Genomic DNA, 19,813 nt, shown 5'->3' on the forward strand with positions numbered 1-19,813 from the left:
GGGGCATCATGGATTTCTCGTTCATCGTCCAGGCGCTCGGGGAGGTCATCTCCCCCACCACCGCGGCATACGCCCTCGCGGCGCTCGGCCTGACCCTGCACTTCGGCTACACCGGACTGCTGAACTTCGGACAGGCCGGGTTCATGGCCGTCGGCGGGTACGCGTTCGCGATCCTGTCGAACACGTTCCACATGCCGTTCATCGTCGGACTGCTCGCAGCCATCGCCGGCGCGATGGTCTTCGGCCTGCTGCTCGGCATCCCCACCCTGCGGCTGCGCGCCGACTACCTGAGCATCGTCACGATCGCTGCCGCCGAGATCATCCGTCTCGTCGCCAAGACCCCGGAGCTGTCGTGGCTGACCGGTGGCTCGGCCGGCATGGACAGCGGCGCAGACGACTTCCAGTCGTTCAACCCCTTCCCCGTCGGCCTGTACGCGATCGGCCCGCTGACGTACACCGAGGAGGACCTGTGGACGATGGTCTTCGCCTGGATCGTCGTGGCCCTGTGCGCGCTGCTCGTCTGGCGGCTCGTGCACAGCCCGTGGGGGCGGGTCGTCAAGGCCATCCGAGAGGACGAGGACGCGGTGCGCTCCCTCGGCAAGAACGTCTTCGCATACAAGATGCAGGTGCTGCTGCTCGGCGGCGTGCTCGGCGGTCTTGGCGGCATGATCTTCGTGCTGCCCCGCTCGGTGCAGCCAGACAACTTCGGCACCCAGACGACCTTCTTCCTGTGGACGATCATGCTGCTCGGCGGCGCGGCCACCGTGCTCGGCCCGATCGTCGGCTCCATGATCTTCTGGTTCGTCCTGGTCGCCACCGACGGGCTCATCTCGCTGCTCGTCAGCGAACAGCTGCTGCCCATCACCGGCGTGCAGGGCGGGCAGGTGCGCTTCATCCTCGTCGGCATCGCCCTCATGCTGCTCGTAATCTTCAGGCCCCAGGGTCTGTTCGGAAAGAAGTCGGAGGTGTACTTCAATGTCTGACCCCAGACCCGCCACACCCGGCACCGCCACCGGGCGCGCGACCGAACCGATCGCGTCCGGCGTCATCGGCCCCGGCTGCGCCAAGACCGACCCCATCGTGATCGCCGACGGCATCACCCGATCGTTCGGCGGTGTGACCGCCGTCGACGTCGAGCACCTCGAGATCCCCCGCGGGGTGATCACCGCGCTGATCGGCCCCAATGGGGCCGGCAAGACCACCCTGTTCAACCTGCTGAGCGGGTTCGACCACCCGGACTCCGGCGAGTGGTCGTTCGATGGCACGAGTCTCGCCGGAATCCCCTCGTTCAAGGTGTCGCGGCTGGGCCAGGTGCGCACCTTCCAGTTGACGAAGTCGCTGGCGATGCTCAGCGTGCTCGAGAACATGAAGCTCGGCGCGCGCGACCAGCGCGGCGAGAGCCTGTGGCGGGCGCTGTTCCCACCGCTGTGGCGGGCGCAGGAGCGCGCCATCGAGGAGAAGGCGATGGGTCTGCTCGAGACGTTCCTGCTCGACGGCAAGCGCGACGACTATGCCGCCTCGCTCAGCGGCGGGCAGCGAAAGCTGCTCGAGATGGCCCGGGCGCTGATGAGCGACCCGCAGTTCGTGATGCTCGACGAGCCGATGGCCGGGGTGAACCCCGCGCTGACCCAGTCGCTGCTGGGGCACATCGTGCGGCTGCGGGAGCAGGGCATGACCGTGCTGTTCGTCGAGCACGACATGCACATGGTGCAGGCGATCGCCGACTGGGTGGTCGTGATGGCCGAGGGGCGTGTCGTCGCCGAGGGCGTGCCCGCCGTGGTCATGAACGACCCCGCGGTCGTCGACGCCTACCTCGGCTCGAACCGCGACCGTGATCTCGGCGAGCTGGTCGCGGAGATCCGCGCCGAGCGCGGGGTACCCCGTCCCGCGGCCACGGGGGCGGTGCGCGCCACCGCCCACGCCACGCATGAGGAGGACCGATGAGCGACCACGTTCTGGAGACGACCGATCTGGTCGCCGGCTACCTGCCCGGGGTGAACATCCTCAACGGCTGCAGCGTCCACGTCGACCGCGGCGAGCTCGTGGGCATCATCGGCCCGAACGGGGCCGGCAAGTCGACCCTGCTGAAGGCGATCTTCGGCCTCGTGAACGTGCGCTCGGGCACGATCACCCTCGATGGCCGCGACATCACCGGGATGAAGCCCGACCGGCTCGTGAGCGCCGGTGTCGGCTTCGTGCCGCAGACCGAGAACGTCTTCCCGCGGCTGACCATCCGCGAGAACCTCGAGATGGGCTGCTATCAGAACCCGCGCCTGTTCGGCGAGCGGCTCGAGTTCGTCGCCGGGCTGTTCCCGGAGCTCGCCTCACGGCTTGGCCAGCGCGCCGGCGGCCTCTCCGGCGGTGAGCGACAGATGGTCGCGATGTCCCGGGCCCTCATGATGGACCCGCAGGTGCTGCTGCTCGACGAGCCCTCGGCCGGCCTCTCCCCCGTCCGTCAGGACGAGACGTTCCTCAACGTCGCCCGCATCAACGCGGCCGGGGTGAGTGTGCTCATCGTCGAGCAGAACGCCCGGCGCGCGCTGCAGATCTGCGACCGTGGGTACGTGCTCGACCAGGGGCGCGACGCCTACGTCGGCCCGGGGCACCAGCTGCTGGAGGATCCGGAGGTCGTGCGCCTGTATCTTGGCACGCTCGCCGAGGACCACACCGCCGGCTGAGCCCCCACACCGGCACCGCGCCTGACCATCCGGGCCACGGACGGATGCCGGGCCGTCCCCGCCGCAGACACGGACGAGCGGGCGGCCCCGGGAGAACCCCGGGAACCGCCCGCTCGCGATCAACCGTGCGACGCGCCGTGGCGTCAGTCGGCCGTGACCTCCTCCTGGCGCTCGAACGAGGTCTTGTTCGACGCGTCCGAGACCTTGTAGAACGAGATCGTGGCCTTCGTCACGTCGCCGTTGTCATCGAAATCGATCGGGCCGGAGAACCCGTCGTAGTCGATGTCGGTGCCGTCCTTGACCAGCTTCGCGCACTCCTCGAACGAGGTGCACTTCGTGCCATCCGCGGAGACCGACTGCAGGTTGTCCTTGATCGTGGTGCCGTCGGTGGCACCACCCTGGAGCGCGGCGAGCGCGGCGACGATCGTCGCGTCGTAGACCTCCGGGGCGTACACGGTCGAGGTGAGATCCTGCCCCGCTTTCTCCTTCACACGGTTGAGGAAGTCGTCGAGCCCCTCGTACGGGCCGGGCTGCGAGAACGTCGCCCCCTTGATAGAAATGTCGCCCTCCTTCATGATGCCGTTGTTGCCGTCGGTGCCGTACAGCTTCGAGAAGTCAAAGCCAGCGGTCTGCAACGTCTGCACCATGCCCTTGAACTGGTCGAACGAGATCGCGACCAGGGCGTCCGGATCGTCGGCGATCGCCTTCTGCGTCTCAGACGAGATGTCCTTGGCCGCCGGGTCGAACGAGACCTCCTCGACGGTGGCGCCGCCCGCCTCGACGGCGTTCTTGACCGCGTCCTTCAGCCCCGAGCCGTAGGTGTCGTTCTGGTAGATGATCGACACCTTCTTGGCGCCATCCTTGATGATCTGGCCGCCCAGGCTCTTGCCCTGCAGCAGGTCGGAGGGCGCGGTGCGCCAGTAGTAGCCGCCGTTGTCGTCGATGGTCGTGAAGTCCGGCGAGGTGTTCGACGGCGAGATCTCCACGACCTGCCGCTTCGTCACCGTCGGGATGATGTTCTTCGAGGCGGCCGAGGAGGCGGCGCCGATGATAACCGAGTCCTTCTCGATCAGCGACTTCGCCGCGGTCAGCGCCGTGTCCGTGGTGGAGTCGCCCTCGTCCTTCACCTCGGTGTTCACGGTGATGCCCGCATCGGCCTTGTTGATGTCGTCCGCCGCGAGCTCGAAGCCCGCGGTCAGCGTCGGCGCCATGAACGACAGGGTGCCGGTCTGGGGGAACACCGCCCCCATGTTCAGCGTGCCGCTGTCACCGCTGCCGCTGCCACCGGACGACTTCGCGCATCCGGTGAGCGCGACTGCGGCGACCACGCCGACCGCGACGAGCTGTGCGCTGCGGCGCGCGAACGCCGAGCCCTTCTTCTGGGGAATGGGACTGCGTGTCATGTCTGCTCCTGCTTCCTTCGACCCGGGTCGTGCACCCGTGTCGTTTTCTGACCGTACGGAACCCGGATTTCATCAGTGTGTCCGGATGTTTCGCAGGCGTTTCGCAGCAGGCTCACAGCACTTGGCGAGGCGGACGTGACAGGGGTCTGCCTCCGTCGCGACGACCGCCCGCCGTCCTCGCGACGCGCGGGACGGCACCGCCGGGGACGCCGCCGACCGCTCAGACCGCCCCGGCGCCGCGACCGCGGGCCGCCGCAGACGCGACGAGGGGCGTGTGCCTGATGCGCACGCCCCTCGTCGTCGGGCCAGCAGCCCGGATCACCTGAGTCAGTCGACCACGGCAAGCAGGTCGCGGGCCGACAGCACGAGGTACTCCTCGCTGCCGAGCTTGACCTCGGTGCCGCCGTACTTGCTGAAGAGGACCTTGTCGCCCACCTTGACGTCGACCGGCACGCGATTGCCGTTGTCGTCGACGCGCCCCGGGCCGACCGCCACGATCTCCGCGGTGCTCGGCTTCTCCTTGGCGGTGTCGGGGATGACCAGCCCCGACTCGGTGGTCTGCTCCTGCGCGACCAGCTTGACGACGACACGATCCTCGAGTGGCTTGATGGAAACCGACACTTGTGACCTCTTCCTTCTCGTCCAGCGCTTCTGGACTGGATGAACACAATCTGAGGCACCCCGGTGGGTGCATAAAGAACTGTAGCCACGAGTTAGCACTCGTGCAAGCGGAGTGCTAATCGCGTCCCCAGACCCGACACCCGGCCGCGCGGAACGCGCCCGGCCGGCGTGGGATAATCGGCGGATGACCCCGGATGACGCGCGCAGACTGCTCACACCCGACGCGCTCGCCCTGCTCGGGGCACTGCACGAGCCCGCCGATGACGCAGACGCGCTCACGCTGTCGACGAGGCTCCACCGCAAGGGCCATGACCCGGCGCTGATCGCCGCACTCATCACCCAGCTGCGCCTGCGCCGGCGGATGCGAGAGCGGATCGGCCCGGCCGCCGACCGGATGCTGCTCACCGACGACGGGGTGCAGCAGGCCACACGGCTTGTCGTCGCCGCGGCACACGCCGGGCGGATGCGACGGGCCGGGATCACGCGGGTCGCCGACCTCGGCTGCGGACTCGGCGTCGACTCCCTCGCCTTCGCCGCGGCCGGGCTGGGGGTGCTCGCGGTGGACGCGGACCCGGTCACCGCCGCGCTGGCGGCCTGGAACCTGGCCGTGTGGCCCGGCGTCGTCGTGCGCGAGGGCCGCGCCGAGGACGTCGACCTCGTCGCGGAGCTCGGCCCGGCTGGGCTGGCAGACGGCGCCGCGAGCGCCGAGCCGGCCGCCACGGCCTCCAGCGGTGCGGCGGCCCCGCGTCGGGGCGCCGTGTTCCTGGACCCGGCCAGGCGCGTCCACGAACGCGGCGGCACCCGGCGCACATGGAATCCGGACGAGTTCTCCCCCGCCCTCGACTGGGCGTTCGACGTCGCGGACCGCTGGCCGACCGGCATCAAGCTCGGCCCCGGACTGCCGCACGAGCTCGTGCCGGCCGGGCTCGAGGCCGAGTGGGTCTCCGACCGGGGCGCGGTCGTCGAGGTCGCCCTGTGGTCCGGCCCGCTCGCCGAGGCGCTCGGCCGCCGCAGCGCCCTGCGCCATGACGAGACCGGCTGGCACCGGGTGGTCGCCGAGGGGGCAGACCCCATGGTCGGCCCGGTCGGCGCGCACCTGTACGAGCCGGACGGCGCGGCGATCCGCGCCCGCGCCCTCGGCACCCTCGCCCGGCGGCACGGGCTGCACACGATCGACCCGACGATCGCCTGGCTGTCGGACGCGGCGGGGGCGCCGCCTGTTGACGATCCGTTCCTGCGCCGCCATCGCGTCCTGCGCACGCTGCCGTTCGACCGGCGGACGCTGCGTCGGGCCGTGCGCGAGCTGGCCGGCCCGCTCGGCGCCAGACGGGTCACGGTGAAGAAGCGCGGCGCCGACCTGGACCCCGCCGCCCTCGCCCGGGACCTCTCGAGGGTCGCCGTCCGCGAGGCGGGGCGGACGGGCGGGACGGGCACCGCGGCGCGCACGGATCGACCCGAGCCGGCGGCGACAGCGGCCGATCCCGCCGCCGGGATGCGCGCCGACGAGCTCGTCGTGATCGTCACCCGGGCCGCGGGCCGGCACGTCGCCGTGCTCGCCGTGCGCGACTGAGCGGCGCGGTCGGGCACGCCCCGGCGGGACGATCCCCACAGACGGGACGCGCCCGCCGACGCGACGCGATACCCGTCAGGATGGGACGTCGGGGTCAGGCCTGGAACTCGTCGAACTCCTGGTTCAGCTGCTGCAGCTGGTCCGGCGGCAGCACGCCGTCGAATGCCGTGGGGTCGTTGAGCAGGATCACCACGAGCACGACGGCCAGCACGAGGAGCAACAGGCCGATGATCGCCGTGATGTACCCCATCACGAGCCCGGCCAGGGCCATGCCCCGCCCCTGCGCGCCCGTGCGACGGGTGCGGCGCAGACCGATGTGCCCGCAGACGATCGCGGCGATGCCCGGCAGCCCGAACAGCTGCAGGAAGGTCACCACGGAGAAGATGCCGAGCACGAGGCTTGCGACGGAGACTCCATCGGTGCGCTGGCCTGCGGGCAGCATCGGCCCGGAGGACTGGTCGTAGCGCGGCGAGGGCACAGGGCCCGACGGCCATTCCCCCGGCTGCTGGACGCCATGCTGCGCGGCCCCATAGGACTCGCCGACCCGTGGATCTGCACCGGACGCGGCGGAGACGTACCGGCTCGGGTCATAGGTCTGGCCGATGCCTGACGGCGCGCCTGACGCGTCGCCCTGTCCCGTGGCGGCGCCGGCCGGGATGGCGCCGTTCGCGGCCGAGACCGGGGATGCGGCGGGCCCGGCCGCCGCACCCGACTCGGCTGCCCGTGCGGCCTGGCCCTCAGGGCCATACCCGGGCGCGTACAGCCCGTACTTCGGCGCGGGGCGCGGACGGGAGAGATCCGGGCGATCGCCCTGATCGGCGTTCGATCCGGCTGGGGTGGTGCTGTCGTCGTTCATCGCAGCGAGTCTAGCCGGTGCGTCTGTGCACGGGCCCGATGCGACGGCGCGGCGCGTGCCAGACCTCGACGAGGCCCGCCCCGATCTGGTCAGTCCGCCCGCGGGGCGACGTACGTGTCGGTCACCGGCAGCGACGAGTCCGGCCCGAAGTCGAGTCCGGTCGGCGGCTTCCCGGCGAGCACGAGCTGCGCGCCGAGCGAGGCGATCATCGCTCCGTTGTCCGTGCACAGCGACAGCTTCGGAATGCGCAGCGTGACGCCCGCTCTGGCACACCGTTCGGCGGCCACCTCGCGCAGTCGGGCGTTGGCGATGACGCCGCCGCCGAGCAGCAGCCGGGGCACGCCGAGATCGGCGCAGGCCCGCAGCGCCTTGGTGATCAGGACGTCCACGACCGCGTCCTGGAAGCTCGCGGCGATGTCCGCCACCGGCAGACCGGCCCGCTCGGCCGCCGCGGCGGTGTCGGCGACGTCGCCGCCGACGCTGCCAGGGACGCCGCCCGCCGCGGCTGCCTCGGCCTGCGACACCCAGCGGGCCACCGCGGTCTTCAGCCCGGAGAACGAGAAGTCGTACGGATGCGCGCGCATGCCCTTCGCCGAGGAGAGCCCGCGGGGGAACCGGATCGCGGTGGGGTCGCCGTCCTCGGCGGCGCGCTGGATGCGGGGGCCGCCCGGGTAGCCGAGGCCGAGCAGCCGGGCCACTTTGTCGAACGCCTCGCCCGCGGCGTCGTCGATCGTCTCGCCCAGCAGCACGACGTCGTCGACGAGGTCGCGCACGAGCAGCAGCGAGGTGTGTCCACCGCTGACGAGCAGGGCGACGGTCGGCGTCTGCAGCCGCCCGCTGTCGAGGATCTCGGCGCCGACGTGACCGACCAGGTGGTTGACCGCGTACAGGGGCTTCCCGCTGCCGAGCGCGAGCCCCTTCGCGGCGGAGATGCCGACCATGAGCGCGCCGGCGAGGCCGGGCCCGCTGGTGACCGCGATCGCGTCGACGTCGGCCATGGTGATGTCGGCCTCGGCGAGCGCTTGGTGTAGGGCGGGGCCGAACGCCTGCACGTGCGCGCGAGCGGCGACCTCGGGCACGACGCCGCCGAATCGGGCGTGCTCGTCCATGGACGAGGCGACCGTGTTGGCCAGCAGGGTCGTGCCCCGAACGATGCCCACGCCCGTCTCGTCGCACGAGCTCTCGATGCCGAGGACGAGGGGGCCACGCCCGTCGTTCCGAGGGGCGTCTCCCGTCCGGTCCGTCTCAGTGCGCGTCGCCATCAGCGGCGCCTCCTCTCGCCTGCGGGGCCGGTGCCCCGTCGCGTCCGCTCCAGTCTGCCGCATCCGCCATCCCCGCGCCGTGCCGCGATGCGACAGGGTGCCGGTCGGGGGCGCCCGCCACGTCCACGTGCCAAGCCCGGACGGCCGTGTTGGCCGCCGCGTCCCCGCCGAGCTCACGCTCCCACCGGTGCAGGTCGAGACGCATGACGACCGCGTCCTCCCCGTCGGGCCGGTAGTAGTGGGGGCGCACCCCGATCTCGGTGAAGCCCTCGCTCTCGTACAGCGCGCGTGCCGGGGCGTTGCCGGCACGCACCTCGAGGAACAGCAGGTGCGCCCCGCGATCACGGGCGGCACGGGCGAGCCGGCGCAGCAGCGTCCGCCCGACTCCCCGCCCGCGGGCGTCGGGGTCGACGGCGATCGTGAGCACGTCGGCCTCGCCGGCGCCCCGGGCGGCGAGCACCGCGGCGAACCCGACGGCACCGGCCGCCGCGTCCTCGACGACGAAGACGGGGCTGTCGGCATTGGCGAGGGTCTCGGCGAGCATCGAGCGCGTCCAGGGATCCTCAGGGAAGCTCGCCGCCTCGATGCGGGAGATCGCCTCCAGGTCGTCGGCCCGTGCCACGCGCGGGGTCGCGGCGTTCACAGCACGCGCTTCGGCCGGGCACGGCCGACGTCGGGCTGGCGCACGTAGATGGGCGCGGTGTCGCGCTGCGACAAGCCTGCCCGGTGGCGCAGCCAGGCGATGCGCCCCAGCCCGAGCGCGGGGATGCTGGGCGAGACGACGACGCGATCGCTGTGCTCCGGCCAGTCCTGCGGCTCGGTGCGCGCGGGTCTGGTCTGGTGCGGGATACCGTGCTCGTCGAGCCGATCGTAGTCAGTAACGAACACCTCGTGGCGGCGGGCGTCGGTGGCGACACTGATGTCGCACGGCTCGGCGGGGGCGAGCGCGTCAAGGGCGACGGCATCATGGCTCGGCACGCCCACGACGGGACAGCCGGCGCCGGCCGCGAACCCCACGCCGGCCGCGATGCCGACGCGCAGCCCGGTGAACGGGCCGGGGCCGACGCCCACGACGACGAGATCCACATCGGCTGGGGCGATCTCGGCGGCGTCGAGCGTGCGGGCGACGAGCCGGCCGACCGCCTCGGCGTGGCCGCGGGGGTTCTGGTCATCGGACACCGCCACGGGGGTACCGTCGCAGAGCGCGGCGACGCTGGTGCCGGCGGAGGTGTCGATGGCGAGGACGATCATACGAGCTGCGATTCTACCCGGGTGGCGAGGCCGTCCGCGCCCCCGGCCCCGTGGGCGGTGACCGTCACGGTGCGGGTGGTGCCGCTGGTCGGGGTCAGGGCGATCTCGACCCAGTCGTCGGCGAGCAGCCGGGCCCAGTCGTGCCCCCACTCGACGATGGTGACCGCCCCCTCGACGTCGAGGTCGAGATCGTCGAGTTCGAGTCCGCTGCGCAGCCGGTACGCGTCGACGTGCACGAGCGGTGCGCCACCGACGAGCGAGGGATGGGTGCGCGCGAGCACGAACGTCGGGCTGGTGACCGGCCCGCGCACGCCGAGTCCCGCGCCGATCGAGCGGGTCAGCGTCGTCTTGCCCGCGCCGAGCGGCCCGTCGAGGATGATCAGGTCGCCAGCGCGCAGCATGCCGCCGAGACGTCGGCCGAGCGCGGCCAGCCGGGTCTCGTCGACGTTCTCGAGCTGGGCGAGCGTGCGTCCGCCGTCCCCGGATGCGGCGTCCTCCGCCGCGGCCATCCCGCTCACCCGCCCACGGCCACGCGGGCGGGACGGCCGCCGATGCGCGTGACGATCTCGTAGGTGATGGTGCCCGCGGCCTCGGCCCAGACCTCCGCGCCGGGCTCTCCGCGGGCGGGGTCGCCGAGCACGACGACCTCGTCGCCGATCGCGACCGGGGCGTCGCCGCAGTCGACGACGCACTGGTCCATGGCAACCCGGCCGACGAGCGGGCAGCGGCGTCCGCCGACGAGCATCCAGCCGCCCTCTGTCGGGCGCGGCAGACCATCCGCGTACCCGAACGGCACGAGAGCGAGCGTGGTCTCGCGCGGCGCCCGCCACAGGTAGCCGTAGCTGACCGGCGTGCCGGCGGGCACCCGCTTGACGTTGGCCACGCGCGTGGCGATGCGCATCACGGGCGCGAGGCCGAGGTCGGCGCTCGAGCGCGCGTCCGGGGAGAGCCCGAACGAGCCGATGCCGATGCGCACCATGTCGTAGCGGGCCTCGGGGCGATCCCAGGCGACCTGGGTCGCGGCGATGTGTCGCAGCGGCGGCTCGATGCCGAGACGGGCGGCGGCGGCGAGCGCCGCGTCGAACTGCCGCAGCTGGGTGGTGTCGTCCTTCGGCGTGGTGTTCGACAGGTGCGACATGGCGCCCTCGATCTCGAGCCGGCCCGCGTCGCGCAGACGGGCCGCGGTCTCGAGGAACGCCGGCCACTGCTCGGGGCGGGCGCCGTTGCGGCCGAGGCCGGTGTCGAACACGAGGTGCACGCGACGCGCGCCGGCGTCCGCGGCGGCCTCGAGCTGCTCGGCGGTGGAGAGCCCCAGGGTGATGTCGGCGCGGGCGGCGTCGCGGAAGTCGACGCCCGGCAGGTGTAGCCAGGCGAGCACGGGCTTGGTGATGCCGGCGTCCCTCAGCCGCAGCGCCTCGTCGAGGGTGACGACCCCGAGATACGACACGTCCGTGCGGTCGGCGACGCGGCCGAGCGTGACGGCGCCGTGCCCGTAGGCGTCGGCCTTGAGCACCGCGAGCACCCGGGCGGGGGCGACCCGGGCGAGGAACGTGTCGAGATTGCGCCGGTACGCGTCCAGGTCGACGCGCACCTCCTGCAGAGAGGTCATGCCCTCTATTGTGCACCCGCCGCGGGCAGACGGCCGGGGTTCGCCCGGACGGCCGACCACGAATGCGCCATCCTCTCCCCCCACCGACCACGAACGCGCCGTCTGCTGGCGCGAACGTGGTCGGCCCGGTCTTTCTGGCGCAGAAGTGGTTCCGCCTCCGCAGCGTTCCTCGGCCGTGCGCGGCCGGCACGGCCGAGACCGGTCAGGCCGGTGCGTCCGCCTTCTCCGCGATCACGACGGCCACCGCGACCGGCCGGTCGTGGGTGAGCGAGACGTGCAGGCGCAGACCCCGTGCGTGCACGTGGTCGGAGACGGCCCCGGCGAGCTCGAGCCGAGGCGCCCCATGAGGGCCCGGGAGGGTGGCGACGTCTCGGAAGCGGAACCCCGGCACGCCCCCGCCGAGGGCCTTGATCAGGGCCTCTTTGACGGCGAACCGGGCGGCGAGCTGCTCGTCGCGCAGCGGCGGCCGCAGCCGGAGCTCGGCCGGGGCGAACAGCCGCTCGCGCAGCGTCGGGGTGCGAGCAAGGGTCCGGGCGAACCGGTCGAGGTCCACCGCGTCCACACCGACGCCCGCGATCATGCGCGCTCCCCCGCAGCCCTGCCCCGCATCGTGGTCACTCGACGGTGACGGACTTCGCGAGGTTGCGAGGCTGGTCGACGTCGAGGCCCTTCGCCTCGGCGAGCTCCATCGCGAAGGTCTGCAGTGGCACGACGGTGACGAACGGGCGCATCAGCTGGTGGACGAGCGGCAGAGCGATCACCTCGTCGGCGAAAGGCAGCACCGCCGTGTCGCCCTTCTCGGCGACGGCGAGGACGCGGGCGCCACGGGCGCGGATCTCCTGGATGTTCGAGATCACCTTCGCGTGCAGCAGCGGCTGGTCGCGCGGGCTCGGCACAAGGACGAAGACGGGCAGGCCCGGCTCGATGAGCGCGATCGGCCCGTGCTTGAGCTCGCCGGCAGCGAACCCCTCGGCCTGGATGTAGGCGAGCTCCTTCAGCTTGAGCGCGCCCTCAAGGGCGACCGGGTAGTCCACGTGGCGGCCGAGGAAGAGCACGGCGCGGGTGTCGGCCATCCAGTGGGCGATCGTGGGGACACACTCGCTGGCGGTGATCGCCTCGCGGATCGCGTCGGGCACGGCGTGCAGCCGGGCGACGACGCGGGCGATCGCGTCGTCGCCCATCGTGCCGCGCACCTGGGCCAGCTGCAGGCCGAACAGGTACAGGGCGGCGATCTGGGCGAGGAACGCCTTGGTGGAGGCGACCGCGACCTCGGGGCCGGCATGGGTGTACAGCACGCCGTCGGACTCGCGGGGGATCGTCGCGCCCTGCGTGTTGCAGATCGACAGCGTCGCCGCGCCCTGATCGTGCGCCCAGCGGGTCGCCATGAGCGTGTCCATCGTCTCCCCCGACTGTGAGATGGAGATGACGAGGACGCGGTCGTCGAGCACCGGGTCGCGGTAGCGGAACTCGTGGGAGAGCTCCACGGTCACCGGCACCCGTGTCCACTGCTGCAGCGCGTATGCGGCGGTCTGACCGGCGTATGACGCGGTGCCGCAGGCGACGAGGATGATCCGCTCGATGCGGGCGAGCAGTGCCTCGTCGATCGCACCGAGATCGAGGATGACCCGGCCGTCCGCCGTGCGGCCGCGCAGCGTGTCGGCCACGGCCTCGGGCTCCTCGGCGATCTCCTTGGCCATGAAACTCTTCCAGCCGCCCTTCTCCGCCGCGGAGGCGTCCCAGGCGACCTCGAACGGCTCGGGCTCGACGGGCTGGCCGGCGAAGTCGGTCACGGTGATGTCGTCGGCGGTGATGACGGCGATCTGGTCCTGCCCGATCGCGTACGCGTGAGTGGTGTGTGCGACGAACGCGGCGACGTCGGAGGCGAGGAAGTTCTCGCCCTCGCCGCGGCCGATCACCAGCGGGGAGTTACGCCGGGCGCCGATGACCCGACCGGGCTCGTCCTGGTGGACGGCGAGGAGGGTGAAGGCGCCCTTGAGTCGCTGCACGGTGGCGAGGAAGGCCTGGTAGAGGTCGCCGGTGCGCCGGTATTCCCGACCGAGCAGCACCGCGGCGACCTCGGTGTCGGTCTCGGAGACGAAGGTGAACCCCTCGTCGGCGAGCTCCTGCTTGAGCGCGGCGAAGTTCTCGATGATGCCGTTGTGGATGACGGCGAGACGGCCGTCGTCGCCGAGCTGCGGGTGTGCGTTGAGGTCGGTGGGCCCGCCGTGGGTGGCCCAGCGGGTGTGGCCGATGCCGGTGTGCCCGACCGGCAGCGGCTCGTCGTGCAGCGCCTGGATCAGGTTGTCGAGCTTCCCGGCGCGCTTGCGCACGCCGAGGACGCCGTCGTCGGAGACGACCGCGACCCCGGCGGAGTCGTAGCCGCGGTACTCAAGGCGCTTCAGGCCGCCCAGCAGCACGTCGAGAGTGTCACCGGGGCCGACGTATCCAACGATTCCGCACATGCTGGAGAGTCTAGAGCACGCGACCGCGGCGTCCTGAGCGGTGCGGGCCCGGGTGCCGAGGTCGCCACGGCCACGACGACGACTCCGACAGCCGACGGAGACCGGATGTGCGCGGCGGGCGGCCCGTGCGGCATGATGGAGCCCATGCCTGTCGATGACGCCGAGCTGGACGAAGACGCGTTCGATCCGCTGCACGACGATGAGCGGTGCACCCGCCCCTCCCCGTTCTGGCAGATCTCGCGCGACACGTGGTCCGAGCTCGCCCCGCGGGTGCCGAACCCGCTGACGATGGACGACGTGCGCCGGCTGCGCAGTCTCGGCGACCCGCTGGACCTGCGCGAGGTGGCGGAGGTGTACCTGCCGCTGACCCTGCTGATGAAGAACTTCGTGGTCAACCGCCGCGGCCTCGACCGCCGCCTCCAGCGCTTCCTGCACACCAGCGGCGGCCGCACCCCGTTCGTGATCGGCGTGGCCGGATCGGTCGCCGTCGGCAAGTCGACCGTGGCCCGGCTGCTACGCGAGCTGCTCTCCCGGTGGGATGAGATCGACAGCGTGCAGCTGGTCACCACCGACGGGTTCCTGATGCCGAACGCCGAGCTCGAGCGGCGCGGTCTGCTCGCCCGCAAGGGGTTCCCCGAGTCGTACGACCGCCGGGGGCTGCTGCGCTTCCTCAGCCAGGTCAAGAGCGGTGCGGCCGAGGTGCGCGCGCCCGTGTACTCACATGTGCGCTACGACATCGTGCCCGACGAGGAGATCGTGGTGCGCCGCCCCCAGGTGCTCGTGTTCGAGGGGCTCAACGTGCTGCAGACGCCGAGTGACAGCGCGCAGGCGGCGGTGAGCGACTTCCTCGACTTCGGCATCTACGTCGACGCCCGCACGAGCGACATCGAACGCTGGTACGTCGACCGGTTCCTGAAGCTGCAGGCCGGTGCGTTCGAGCAGCCGGACGCGTACTTCCGCAAGTACGCGGGGCTGCGCCCGGCCGAGGCCCGCGGCATCGCCGAGCGCATCTGGACGAGCGTGAACCTGCCGAATCTGCGCGAGAACATCGCCCGCACCCGCATGCGCGCCGATCTCATCCTCGAGAAGGCGAGCGACCACACCGTCAACCGGGTGCTGCTGCGCAAGCTGTGAGCCCCCCTTGCAGCGCAGCGGCCATCGCACCCGGCGGATGCGCGCGGCCCTGGACGCTGAGCGCATGCGACGCCCGGGGCTCCCGACAGTGTCGGCGACCCCGGTCAGGCGAGGCCGAGGCTGCGCGGCACCGCGTCCCGCCAGCGGTCGCGGGCCGCACGGCGGGCCACATCGTCGATCGCGGGCTCGAACCGGTCGCCGAGCACGGTGAGGCGGCGCGTCTCGTCGACGTCGCGCCACACGCCGGCCCCGATCCCCGCCGCGCAGGCGGCGCCCAGGGCGGTGGTCTCGGCGGTGTCGAGACGTTGCACCGGCACGCCGAGCAGATCCGCCTGGATCTGCATGAGCAGGTCGTTGCGGCTGGCCCCGCCGTCGACGCGCAGCTCGGCGATCTCGAGCCCGCTGGCCTCGATGACGTCGGCGCACTGGTGGGCGATCGCCTCCAGCGCGGCCCGGGCGAGGTGTCCGCGGGTCACGTACCGGGTGAGCCCGGTGATCACACCGCGGGCGTCCGGACGCCACCACGGGGCGTACAGCCCGGAGAACGCGGGCACGATGGTCACCCCGGCCGCGTCGGGCACCGTGCGGGCGAGGGCCTCCACATCCGCCGCATGGTCGATCAGGCCCAGCCCGTCGCGCAGCCACTGCACGAGTGACCCGGTCACCGGGATCGATCCCTCCAGCGCGTAGGCGGCGGGGCTCCCCTCCTGCCGGAAGGCGATCGTGGTGAGCAGCCCACCCGCCGGGGCGCCGGCGTCGGGGCCGTCGTCCCCGGCCGCCGACCGCCCGAACACGGGCCGGTCACCCGTGTTGACGAGCAGGAAGCTGCCGGTGCCATAGGTGTTCTTCGCGTCGCCGGGGCGGGTGGCGCCCTGACCGAGCGCGGCGGACTGCTGGTCGCCGATCACCCCGGTGACCGGCACCCCGTCGAGAACGCCGGGCAGCCCCGCCGCCCGGGCGTCGACCCGGCCGTACGCGTGCACGCTCGGGTGCACCGCGGGCAGCAGCGCCCGCGGCACTCCGAACAGGTCGAGCGCCCGGTCGTCCCAGTCGAGCCGGGTGATGTCGAACAGCAGTGTGCGCGACGCGTTCGTCACATCCGTGGCGTGCACCGTGCGCCGGCCGCGGGCCCCGCCGGTGAGGTTCCACAGCACCCACGTGTCCATCGTGCCGGCGAGCAGCCGACCGGCGCGGGCCGCGTCCGCCGCACCGTCGACGTGCTCGAGCAGCCAGGCGATCTTCGTCGCCGAGAAGTACGGATGCAGTGGCAGCCCCGTCGTGCGCCGCAGCGCGTCGACGCCGACCCGGTCGGCGAGCGCGTCGACGAACGGCTGGGTGCGGGTGTCCTGCCACACGATCGCGTCGTGCACGGGCACGCCGGTCGTGGGATCCCACAGCACAGTCGTCTCGCGCTGGTCGGTGATGCCGACCGCCAGCGGGCGGGGACGCCCTCGCTCGGCGAGCCGCTCCATGACGGTGATGAGCACTGCCCGGGTGTTGCCCCAGATCTGGGCGGCGCTCTGCTGCACCCAGCCCGGACGGGGCAGGATCTGGTCGTGCTCGAGCTGGGCGACCGCGATCTGCCGTCCGGCGAGGTCATGGGCGATCGCCCGGGTGCTCGTGGTGCCCTGGTCGACGGCGATCAGGCACTCCCCGCCGTGCCACTCGCCGGCCGGGGTGGCCGTCCCGTCGGGTCTCGTCCGCGCTGCGCTCATCGGGGTTTCCTCCCCTCATCCGCCGGCCACGGCACCGTCCCGGTCTCGGTCGGGTTCTCGGCCCCCGTCGCAGCCCCGAGCCGCTGGACCACGACCGGGGTGTGCCCCCGCTCGGCCGCCGCGCGCCGCCGACGAGCGCGGGCGCGCAGCACGAGCCCGGCGACGGCGAGCCCCGCCGCACCGCCGGTGAGCGCGACGAGAACGGCCAGATCGCCCCCGGAGAGCGCATCACGCTGCGGGGACGCCGCGGCCGTCTCCGCCACGGCCGGGCCGGACGGGGTGGTGGAGGCCGCCGGCGCGGGCGCAGTCGTGGGGCTCGGTGACGTGCTGGGCTGCGCACTCGCCTCGGGCAGCCCCTGGAGCAGGGCGAGCACCGCGGCGCCGGCACGCTGCACCGTGCTGTTCGCAGCATCCGCGCCCGCGCCGTCGTAGCCGGTGAGCACGGCGATGGCGACCGTGCGGCCGGGCACGAGCAGGTAGCCGATGTCGTGGCTCACCCCGGTGTTCTCCCCCGTCTTGTCGGCCAACAGGTCGTGTGGGATCACCGCGCCGAGCTTCGTGCGCACCGTCTGGTCGCGCATCAGGTCGATCAGCCGCTCGCTGGACTCGACCGAGACGAGGGTGTGGTCGTGGATCGCGGCGAGCAGCCGGACGGCCTGGTCGGCGCTGATCCAGTTCTCGGCGTCCGCGGCGTGGGGCAGGATCATCTTGCGGCCGAGGTGCAGCTCGTCGGCGTCGAAACCGTGCTCGACGAGCCAGGCGTTGACCGGGTCGAACCCGCCGACCAGGTCGATGAGCGCGTTGGCCGCGGTATTGTCGCTGACGGTGATCATCAGACGCAGCAGCTGCTCGAGCGGATACCGCCGGCCGGCGGCCTGACCGCCGAGCGTGCCGGAGCCGCCGACGACGTCATCGGCCGGCACCGTCACCGGCGTCTGCAGCGTCCAGCTGCCCCGGTCGACCCCGTCGAGCACGTACGCGGCGAGCGCGACCTTGATGGTGCTCGCGGCCGCCACCCGGCCGCCGTCCCCGGAGGACTGGGAGATGCCCACGCCGGCCACCGCGCCGTCCAGGTCAGTCACCGCGATCCGCATGGTGACGCCCCGCGCCGCGGCGTCGGCCACCTGCGCGTCGAGCACGGCCTGCAGGTCGGCGGCGGCGTCCGCGGAGCCGACAGCGACGGTGCGGACGCCGGCCGCCGGTCGAGATGACGGGGTCGCCATCGCGTCGGTCGCCATGGTGACGGAAGCGAGGAGCGTGAGCAGGAGCGTCACGAGAACGGCCGGGAGGAATGTCGGGGAACCCGGCGGGCGCAACCCGGGGTGGACGCGGCCGGCGGATCCCATGCGGACCGGCCCTGACCTGGGCGACGCGACGTCTGCACGCTGACTCACCGTGCGCCGTCCCCGTTCTCGGCGTCGGGATCCGCCGCATCCGCGCCTCCGCCCCGGCCGGTGGGAGTGCTCTGGGCCGTCGCCTCAGACGAGATCGCGCCCTCGGCTGCGGCCGCCGGATCGTCTGTGGCGACCCCGGTGTGTGCGCGGGCGACGCGGTAGGCGGCCACCTCGGCCGCCCGCCGCCCGGCGCTCCAGCCGAGCTGGGCGGCGACGAGGTCGGCGACGGCCTCGAGTGCGGCCTCACCCCGGCCGGGCAGCTCGATGCTCAGCCGCAGCCGCCGTTCCATCACGTCGTCGAGGTGCAGCGCTCCCTCTGCGGTGACCGCGTGGACGACCTCCACCTGGAGGTAGCCGGGGGCGCCGGGCAGCTCCTCGCCGAGCTCGGGCTCGTCCCCGATGAGCGCGAGCAGCGTGTACAGCTCGGTGCCGTAGCGGTTGACGAGCCGGTTGACCCGCCACATCGGCCAGCCGTGCACGCGCGCGATCTCGCCGCGGCGGGCGACCAGCGCGTCCAGCCCACGGGCCCCGAGCAGCGGGGTGTGCCGGGTGCGCGAGGGGCGGCGCCGGGCCTTCGGGCCGAGGGCGAAGTCGACGGCGTCCTCCGCCATCACCCGGTAGGTGGTGAGCTTGCCACCGGCGATCACGGTGAGCCCGAGCACCGGGGAGGCGATCGTGTGCTCGCGGGAGACCTTCGTGGATGCGGTGCCTGCCTTCGTACCGGGCTGCAGCAGCGGGCGCAGGCCGGCGTAGACGCCCACCACGTCCGACCGGTCGATCGGGTCGGACAGCAGCGCGTTGACGTGGGCGAGCAGGTACGACACGTCCGCCTCGGTCGCGACAGGCCGGGCGAGGTCGCCCTCGTACGGGGTGTCGGTGGTGCCGATGATCCACAGATCCTTCCAGGGGATCATGAACAGCACGCTCTTCTCCGTGCGCGAGATCACCCCGGCGCGACCGGGGATGCGCGTGCGGGGCACGGTGATGTGCACGCCCTTGGAGGCGAGCACGCGCAGCCCGCCGCTCGTGCCGGAGAGCGCCTCGGTGCGTTCGGTCCACACGCCGGTGGCGTTGATCACATGCTTCGCGCGCACGGTGAACGTGCGCCCCGACTCCCGGTCGAGGATGCGGGCGCCGCGCACCCGGTCGAAGTCGTCGGTGACGTACCCGGTCACCTCGGCGCGGCTGATCGCCCGGGCGCCGAAGTGCGCGGCGGTGCGCACGAGTGTGACCACGAGGCGGGCGTCGTCGATGCGCGCGTCGTAGTAGCGGATGCCGCCGGCGAGGCGCTCCGCGGCGAGCCCGGGCAACAGCTCATGCACCCCCGCCCGCGACAGATGACGGTGCCCGGGCACCGCGGGCGTGCCGCCGAGCCAGGCCAGCGCGTCGTACAGGGTGACCCCGGCGCCGACGTAGGCGCGCTCCCCGACCGGGTGATGGAGCGGGTAGACGAACGGCACCGGCACCGCCAGGTGTGGGGCGATCGTGCGCAGCAGGAGGTTGCGCTCAAGGATCGCCTCGTGCACGAGCGAGAGGTCGAGCATCTCGAGATACCGCAGCCCACCGTGCAGCAGCTTGCTCGACCAGCTGGAGGTGCCTGACGCCCAGTCCTCAGCCTCCACGACCGCGACCCGCAGCCCCCGGGTCGCCGCATCGAGCGCGATGCCCGCGCCGGTCACACCCCCGCCGACGACGAGCACGTCGACCGGCGAATCGCTGACGGTCTCGATCGCCTGCTCGCGGGTCGTGGAGTCGAGGATCCCGGTCATGCGCTTCACCCCTTCCGTGAGCGCCCCGGGGATCCCGGAGCGCCTTCTGGCGCCACCGTGCCCGGCCAGTCTACGAGACGCCGGCGACG

The 19,813-nt window shown here is 72.6% G+C and carries 18 protein-coding genes; 5 read left to right on the plus strand and 13 right to left on the minus strand.

From position 1 onward, the window contains the following. Nucleotides 1-8: 8 nt before the first annotated feature. Genes F8O02_RS05550 through F8O02_RS05560 form a run of 3 tightly spaced genes read left to right on the plus strand, consistent with a single transcriptional unit; the run spans nt 9 to nt 2,678 of the window. A complete protein-coding gene (locus F8O02_RS05550; protein ID WP_158036240.1) occupies nt 9-983 on the plus strand; it encodes a branched-chain amino acid ABC transporter permease in 975 nt (324 codons plus the stop codon). Further along, nucleotides 976-1,944 carry an ABC transporter ATP-binding protein gene (locus F8O02_RS05555; RefSeq protein WP_158036241.1) on the plus strand — a complete coding sequence of 323 codons (969 nt, stop codon included), beginning with the start codon at nt 976-978 and terminating at the stop codon, nt 1,942-1,944. The genes F8O02_RS05550 and F8O02_RS05555 overlap by 8 nt, the downstream gene beginning before the upstream one ends. Next, a complete protein-coding gene (locus F8O02_RS05560; RefSeq protein WP_158036242.1) occupies nt 1,941-2,678 on the plus strand; it encodes an ABC transporter ATP-binding protein in 738 nt (245 codons plus the stop codon). The genes F8O02_RS05555 and F8O02_RS05560 overlap by 4 nt, the downstream gene beginning before the upstream one ends. Before the next feature lie 143 nt (nt 2,679-2,821). Here the strand turns inward: F8O02_RS05560 and F8O02_RS05565 are convergent, their stop codons facing one another. Both F8O02_RS05565 and groES read right to left on the minus strand, forming a co-directional pair. Then, nucleotides 2,822-4,081: an ABC transporter substrate-binding protein gene (locus F8O02_RS05565; protein ID WP_158036243.1), complete on the minus strand. Its 1,260-nt coding sequence runs from the start codon at nt 4,079-4,081 to the stop codon at nt 2,822-2,824. Nucleotides 4,082-4,408: 327 nt separating this feature from the next. Then, complete coding sequence (gene groES, locus F8O02_RS05570) at nt 4,409-4,702, minus strand: co-chaperone GroES (RefSeq protein ID WP_158036244.1); 294 nt, start codon at nt 4,700-4,702, stop codon at nt 4,409-4,411. Between the two features lie 184 nt (nt 4,703-4,886). Here groES and F8O02_RS05575 point away from each other — a divergent pair, with 184 nt between their 5' ends. Then, nucleotides 4,887-6,272, plus strand: a complete 1,386-nt coding sequence (locus tag F8O02_RS05575) for a class I SAM-dependent methyltransferase (RefSeq protein WP_158036245.1) — start codon at nt 4,887-4,889, stop codon at nt 6,270-6,272. A gap of 94 nt (nt 6,273-6,366) precedes the next feature. On the opposite strand, the gene F8O02_RS05580 is transcribed toward F8O02_RS05575, so the two are convergent. The 8 genes from F8O02_RS05580 to glmS form a co-directional block, all read right to left on the minus strand. Beyond that, entirely contained in the window at nt 6,367-7,128 is a 762-nt protein-coding gene (locus tag F8O02_RS05580) for a DUF4190 domain-containing protein (protein WP_158036246.1), read from the minus strand. 89 nt (nt 7,129-7,217) lie between these two features. Then, on the minus strand, nt 7,218-8,390 hold the full coding sequence (gene tsaD / locus F8O02_RS05585; protein WP_158036247.1) for a tRNA (adenosine(37)-N6)-threonylcarbamoyltransferase complex transferase subunit TsaD: 1,173 nt from the start codon (nt 8,388-8,390) through the stop codon (nt 7,218-7,220). Further along, nucleotides 8,374-9,033, minus strand: coding sequence for a ribosomal protein S18-alanine N-acetyltransferase (gene rimI, locus F8O02_RS05590; protein WP_225734133.1), 660 nt, complete (start codon nt 9,031-9,033; stop codon nt 8,374-8,376). Before rimI ends, tsaD begins: the two co-directional genes overlap by 17 nt. Beyond that, on the minus strand, nt 9,030-9,641 hold the full coding sequence (tsaB, locus tag F8O02_RS05595; RefSeq protein ID WP_158036248.1) for a tRNA (adenosine(37)-N6)-threonylcarbamoyltransferase complex dimerization subunit type 1 TsaB: 612 nt from the start codon (nt 9,639-9,641) through the stop codon (nt 9,030-9,032). Before tsaB ends, rimI begins: the two co-directional genes overlap by 4 nt. Beyond that, nucleotides 9,638-10,042: a tRNA (adenosine(37)-N6)-threonylcarbamoyltransferase complex ATPase subunit type 1 TsaE gene (tsaE, locus tag F8O02_RS05600; protein ID WP_233448815.1), complete on the minus strand. Its 405-nt coding sequence runs from the start codon at nt 10,040-10,042 to the stop codon at nt 9,638-9,640. Before tsaE ends, tsaB begins: the two co-directional genes overlap by 4 nt. A 113-nt stretch (nt 10,043-10,155) precedes the next feature. Next, nucleotides 10,156-11,250 carry an alanine racemase gene (gene alr, locus F8O02_RS05605; RefSeq protein ID WP_158036249.1) on the minus strand — a complete coding sequence of 365 codons (1,095 nt, stop codon included), beginning with the start codon at nt 11,248-11,250 and terminating at the stop codon, nt 10,156-10,158. 202 nt (nt 11,251-11,452) lie between these two features. Next, complete coding sequence (locus F8O02_RS05610) at nt 11,453-11,830, minus strand: holo-ACP synthase (protein ID WP_158036250.1); 378 nt, start codon at nt 11,828-11,830, stop codon at nt 11,453-11,455. Between the two features lie 34 nt (nt 11,831-11,864). Next, nucleotides 11,865-13,712, minus strand: a complete 1,848-nt coding sequence (gene glmS / locus F8O02_RS05615) for a glutamine--fructose-6-phosphate transaminase (isomerizing) (RefSeq protein ID WP_158036251.1) — start codon at nt 13,710-13,712, stop codon at nt 11,865-11,867. A gap of 144 nt (nt 13,713-13,856) precedes the next feature. Between glmS and coaA the strand changes: the two genes are divergently transcribed. Next, nucleotides 13,857-14,846, plus strand: coding sequence for a type I pantothenate kinase (coaA, locus tag F8O02_RS05620; RefSeq protein WP_158036252.1), 990 nt, complete (start codon nt 13,857-13,859; stop codon nt 14,844-14,846). A gap of 104 nt (nt 14,847-14,950) precedes the next feature. Here coaA and glpK read toward each other — a convergent pair whose 3' ends face one another. From glpK to F8O02_RS05635, 3 genes are all read right to left on the minus strand, one after another. Beyond that, complete coding sequence (gene glpK / locus F8O02_RS05625; RefSeq protein WP_158036253.1) at nt 14,951-16,561, minus strand: glycerol kinase GlpK; 1,611 nt, start codon at nt 16,559-16,561, stop codon at nt 14,951-14,953. Continuing rightward, nucleotides 16,558-17,799 (minus strand): serine hydrolase, encoded by a 1,242-nt coding sequence (locus F8O02_RS05630; protein WP_179416362.1) that lies wholly within the window; start codon nt 17,797-17,799, stop codon nt 16,558-16,560. Before F8O02_RS05630 ends, glpK begins: the two co-directional genes overlap by 4 nt. 152 nt (nt 17,800-17,951) lie before the next feature. Continuing rightward, complete coding sequence (locus F8O02_RS05635; protein ID WP_158036255.1) at nt 17,952-19,724, minus strand: glycerol-3-phosphate dehydrogenase/oxidase; 1,773 nt, start codon at nt 19,722-19,724, stop codon at nt 17,952-17,954. Between the last annotated feature and the right edge of the window lie 89 nt (nt 19,725-19,813).

Origin of the sequence: Pseudoclavibacter caeni (genome assembly GCF_008831125.1) — a bacterium.
GTDB lineage: Bacteria > Actinomycetota > Actinomycetes > Actinomycetales > Microbacteriaceae > Pseudoclavibacter_A > Pseudoclavibacter_A caeni.